Below are 4,638 nucleotides of genomic sequence, written 5' to 3'. Positions count from 1 at the left end.
GGGGAACGTGGCCTTGGCCCTCGCCAAATTGCTCCGGGAGCAGGGGTATATCCCCGGTACAGAGGGTGAGCCGCGTTACGAATGGGCAGGCCCCGACGATTTGCCCACCCCCGGCTAGCACCCGTCACCGGGCACCGCCCCGGTGACGGCGCAAGTGGCAGGAAAGGCCGATTATTGCCCATAATATCCGAATATATAGACATGCCCGTTTCCCCAGGAAATACCAAACCGGCTTTTAGCAGCCTTCCTTTGGCGGGTTCATCGCTGGTCCATTCCGGCCATTGCCCAGCGCCGCTGGAGGACTGTCCGGGCCAATGCATCCGCTCGTTTAAGAATGCCTCCAGCCTTCCGCGTCAAGGATACGCCATTTGCAGAATTCCCCACATCCATTCCCAGAATTGGCATTGAAAATGCTTGGCGTAAGAAGATGGGGCGGATACGGAGTCGAACCCTCATGGAGCGACTCCGTAAGCGGAAAAAACTTCCATGGACCATCGGTACCATTTCACCACAATGGAGAAAAGCAACGTGACCGCAAAACAGATTTCTCCGTCCGGCAGTCCCGACGACGCCTGGCGCATGGCAGCCATCGCCCTCCTTGCCGTGCGCTTCGCGCAGGGCTGGATCTATTGGGGAGGCGGCACGCGCCGCTTCATTTATGGCCCGCAAAAACTCGACCCGGCGGGCCATTGGATGGCCTATAAATTCCAGACAGCCATGCCCGGTGCGCTACTGGGCACCAATCACCTGATTTCCTACCTGCTCCATCACTTTACCCTGCTCTATATCGGCGTCATCGCCTTCAGCGCCATAGAAATGATTGCCGGATTCATGCTGATCGCCGGTCTAATGACCCGCCTGGCGGCCGTCGCGAGCATCGGCTTATCCACCGTACTCATGCTGATGTTTGGATGGCAAGGTGCCACCTGTATTGACGAATGGACCATGGCGTCGGCGAATTTCGCCATGGGGATTACCCTATTCCTGGCGGGTAGCGGCGCATACAGTCTCGACAATTACCTGCTGCGCAAGAATTCCGCCTTGGGGGAAAGGACCTGGTTCCAATGGTTGGGGGGCAGCCAGCCGCTTCCCCTCTCCGCAAAGGGCTTCAAACGGCTGGGCCTCGCGCTCTTCTGGATCAGCGTAGTCTGGATCGTCGGCACTTACAGCTATTACCGGGGTTCCGTGATCACGCCTTTCCATGGCGGTCCCGTCAGCCCGGCCAAACACCATCTTTCCCTGAGCAACGCCGTGATCCTCAAAGACGGATCGCTGCGTTTCCAGGCCTATCTCGACGCCGGAACCCCAGCCGATCCCTCCCATATCCTCCGCATCGAACTCCTGCGAAGCGAGGATGGCCGGGTCGTGGAAACCTGGGATACCCGTGCCTTGGCCGAACTGCCCAAGAAGAGTTTCCAAAATGATTATCCGTATCAGCAATTCAGCGCCCATCGTTTCGGCATCGTTGCCGGCGTAGGGGCCAAGGCCATGATCATCCTCCCGCCGATCCAAGCAGCGCCGCTAGCGGAGGGTCCTTATCTGCTGCGGGTCACTTCCGTCAATGACCACGTCTGGACCGCACCCGTAAGACCCGTGCAATGAGCACATAAAAACATCATGCCGCAACATCAGCCGTAAGGAGATCCCATGTCCATAGAGACACAAAACAGCCGCATCACGCTCCCTGTCCATAAAACCCACCACCCCGGCGAACGGCAGCAGCGCTTCGCCTGGACCCTTTTTCTCAGCTCCGGCGCCCTCGCCGTTTGGATCCTGTTCCGGGCCGACTTCTGGATGTGGCAGTACATCCTTCTTGGCCTCTGGTACGCCGGCCTGATGTGGTTCGGCCTGCGCTGGCCCTCTTTTCGCCTGCTCTTCCTCGCCGTGCTCGCCCTCGGCGGGATCGGCGTCGGCCTTTATCAATTCGGCTACACCCCCCACAACAGCCTTGCCCTCCGCTATTTTTTCCACAGCAATGCCATGTTCTACTGGATGAGCGCGGCGATCGCCCTCAGCGCCGTAGGCTATTATCTGTATCTGTTCCTGGGGCGTGAGGCTGCCGGACGATGGGGGCACCGGTTCGCCTGGACGGCCGTCACCCTCGGTTTTGCCGGTCTGGCCATCCGTTGGCAAGAGACCTATCTCGGACACCCTTCCTGGGGGCATATCCCCGTCAGCAATCTCTACGACGTCATGGTGCTCTTCTGCGCCACGACGATCCTTTTTTATCTCTTCCACGAAGAGCGCACCGCAAGCCGCGGGCTCGGCGCCTTTGTCCTGCCTCTGGTCCTCGTGGCCGACGTCTTCCTGGTCTGGGTGGGGGCCGCTTATCACCTCAACCGCATCCAGCCCCTCATTCCGGCCCTGCAAAGCTTCTGGATGAAGATCCATGTCCCCGCCATGTTCATTGCCTATGCCAATTTCTACATTGCCGCCATGGCCGGCCTCGCCTATCTCCTCAAGGACAGGGCTGAACACCGCGGAGGCTTTTTGCAGAAGCGGCTGCCGGATCTGCAAGTCCTCGACAGCACCATCTCGGGCACCATCATGCTCGGCTTTCTGTTCTTCACCGCCGCCACCATCCTCGGCGCCGTCTGGGCGGCCAAGGCCTGGGGAGGATTCTGGTCCTGGGATCCGAAGGAAACCTGGGCGCTCATCGTCTGGCTGAACTACGCCGGTTTTCTCCATGCCCGCGGTCAGCGCCACTGGCAGGGCCGCCCCATGGCCTGGTGGGCCTTCATCAGCCTCGTGGTGGTGACCTTTTGCTTTATCGGCGTGGATCTCTTTCTCGGAGGTCTACATTCTTACGGCAAGCTGTGAGTGCCCGCGAAAACACGCCATTGTTTGGCATGGGTCCTGCTAGCCACGGGGGACCAACCGGGATGGGCAAGATTGAATAAAAAAGCAGGGGGCTGCCGCGGCAGCCCCCTGATCATTACCCTTGCCGATCATGCCCTGAAAAGCGTCAGGAGCTGCTGCTCCCATCTCCCAGAGCGGCGGCATGGGGCAAGCGCCGCGCACCGTCATAGCGCGCAGCCCAGTAGGGATCATCCAGACTGGCCACCTGCACCCCGCTTTGGGGCGTTTGCGCGCTCACGAAGCGCTGATGGCCGATATAGATCCCCACATGGGAAAAGGGCCGGCGCATGGTGTTGAAGAACACCAGATCACCGGGCTTGAGATCGATGCGGGACACCCGTTGCAGACTGGCCGCCTGCGCGTAGGAAGTGCGGGGGACATGGATATCGAACTTCGCCAACACGTATTTTACAAAACCGCTGCAATCAAAACCCACCGCCGGACTCATACCGCCCCAGCGATAGGGGGCGCCGATAAACTTCAGGGCGTCCACCACGAGGGAGCGGGTCGAAAACCAATGGGATCCGCTGTCGTCGGCCTGGCCTTCCTGAGCCATGTCGGCGGCGAGTTCGGCGGCGCCGCTGGCGCCCACCGCCGCATTCCCCCCCGCCTCCAGGGCGGATAAGGGATGGGCGGCCCAGTGGTAGGCCTGGCTGGCCAGCATCTGCAGGGCAAGGGCCAAACGCGAAGTCGGCGGCGCCTCGCTGGCTGCGGCGAGAGGCGCGGCTTCGGGCGCCACGGCCATGGGTACTGCCGGAGTGCCGGGAAGGATGGGGGACAAACCGGTCTTCACCAGCAACAGCGACTGATCGATGAAGCGCGGACTGGTCACCCCCTCCGGCGTCTGGCTGGAGAAGGTCTCCGTCTGGAATCTCCACATCCTGGACGCCACCGGCATGGCCCCCACGCCGGCATAAGCCACCGGTGAAAGATGCATGAGCGCCAACGCGGCCGGCGACAAGGATCCGTAATCCACAGCGCGCACCGCTCCCACCGATGCCGCATGACCCGTCCCGGCGCCACAACACAGACCCAACATGGCCACAAAAATCCCCAAGCGGCGGCTCTTTCTCATCGACTTCCTCCCGAGTATCTGTGGGAATCGCCGCTGCGTAATCTGCCTGCCGGCGGATTATGCAGTGACATTACCAGCCCCCTCCCCAGGGAGGAGACCACTCGCTGGAACCTCACGGCTCCTGAAAAAATAAAGGCCGAGATCGCTCGGCCCTTTCCTACCCCTCATTAGATCACGGATACCGTCAGGCATCCGTTCTGACCACCAATCATGACCAATGCCCGCGCTCGTCGCAGCATCAACGCTCCAGCAACCGACAGTATATTAGCCATAAGTAAAATCCATTAGTGCAGGCCCCCTGAGTTATGACTATAGGTCGTATTGACCATGATGGCAATACCCCATAGCTAGGGGCGTGGCGCTGGGATATCCTGCCCATTTCCGCCCTGCAGCCCATGGCTGTCCTGGGGAATGGGCGGAAAAGACGTGGCCGGCAAGATGGACGCAAGGGAAACGGGAAACGGTACGGGGGCACTCCAGGCCTGCGGCAAGGCCGATAACGATGGCCCGGAATTTGCTATAATTCTAACGGACATTGCGACTCGCGCCACCCCAGAGGATGAAAGAGAATGGGGGGAGGAGATGGCGGATCGAGGTCGAGCAACATTTTGGCGATTCAATCCCGACTCTAACGTGACCCGCCAGGCCGACTCGTACCCCGGATTGCCTCCCTGGAGAGCGCACATTAAAAGGGCCGCCTGAGG

Annotated in this window: 3 protein-coding genes; 2 read left to right on the top strand and 1 reads right to left on the bottom strand. The window is 60.5% G+C overall.

Going from position 1 to position 4,638, the window contains the following annotated elements:
* Positions 1 to 579 precede the first annotated feature (579 nt).
* Both ACP5MM_RS09655 and ccsB read left to right on the top strand, forming a co-directional pair.
* Positions 580 to 1,602, top strand: coding sequence for a TQO small subunit DoxD (locus ACP5MM_RS09655; protein WP_427930675.1), 1,023 nt, complete (start codon positions 580 to 582; stop codon positions 1,600 to 1,602).
* Positions 1,603 to 1,647: 45 nt separating this feature from the next.
* Positions 1,648 to 2,820 (top strand): c-type cytochrome biogenesis protein CcsB, encoded by a 1,173-nt coding sequence (gene ccsB, locus ACP5MM_RS09650; protein WP_427930621.1) that lies wholly within the window; start codon positions 1,648 to 1,650, stop codon positions 2,818 to 2,820.
* 145 nt (positions 2,821 to 2,965) lie between these two features.
* On the opposite strand, the gene ACP5MM_RS09645 is transcribed toward ccsB, so the two are convergent.
* Complete coding sequence (locus ACP5MM_RS09645) at positions 2,966 to 3,934, bottom strand: C40 family peptidase (protein ID WP_427934520.1); 969 nt, start codon at positions 3,932 to 3,934, stop codon at positions 2,966 to 2,968.
* Positions 3,935 to 4,638 lie beyond the last annotated feature (704 nt).

The organism is Acidithiobacillus sp. (genome assembly GCF_049965315.1).
GTDB lineage: Bacteria > Pseudomonadota > Gammaproteobacteria > Acidithiobacillales > Acidithiobacillaceae > Acidithiobacillus_B.
This window is presented reverse-complemented; position numbering and strand designations above follow the sequence as displayed.

Bases quoted from the DNA above. Each gene is read 5' to 3' on its own strand.
- ACP5MM_RS09655 (WP_427930675.1), top strand. From the start codon at position 580: ATGGCAGCCATCGCCCTCCTTGCCGTGCGCTTCGCGCAGGGCTGGATC.
- ccsB (WP_427930621.1), top strand. From the start codon at position 1,648: ATGTCCATAGAGACACAAAACAGCCGCATCACGCTCCCTGTCCATAAA.
- ACP5MM_RS09645 (WP_427934520.1), bottom strand. From the start codon at position 3,934: ATGAGAAAGAGCCGCCGCTTGGGGATTTTTGTGGCCATGTTGGGTCTG.